Below are 483 nucleotides of genomic sequence, written 5' to 3' on the forward strand. Positions count from 1 at the left end.
ATTGGAACAAATATTTCAGGTGAAATAGTCTGATTTCTAATACTTAATCTAGCTAATACTTCGACACCATACAGTTCACTGTTATCTAGCCTTATTTTAGGCTGAAAATAACAATCAAACTCTTCATTAATTAGACACTCATTGATTGAATTTTCTATAGCTCGATTATCCATATAACTCTTAGCTATTTTAGAGTAATCATAATGACAATAAATTTCGTTTTGTTCAGCACTGTTTACCAACATCGCAGCAATCGATAGTTGAATATCAGAACAACAGTTCCCTGTCGTTTCTTTTATACCCACATCTATAATTAGGTGGTACTTTGAAATTTGACGAGAAACTTCATCTATACACTGACAAATCAACATATCATCATGATAGTCGACCAAAATAATAATGGCATCATCTAGGTACCTAAAGGCTTTATAGTTTAGTCTCTTAAACGGGTTAAGTGTCTTTATAAGTAGAGCTAAACTATCA

General features: G+C 31.9%; 1 pseudogene. It reads right to left on the bottom strand.

The window, feature by feature from the left end:
- Positions 1-483, bottom strand: a pseudogene (locus BCT81_RS28150) (EAL domain-containing protein); the annotation flags it as partial.

This window comes from Vibrio sp. 10N.261.52.A1, from assembly GCF_002876325.1.
Classification (GTDB): domain Bacteria; phylum Pseudomonadota; class Gammaproteobacteria; order Enterobacterales; family Vibrionaceae; genus Vibrio; species Vibrio chagasii.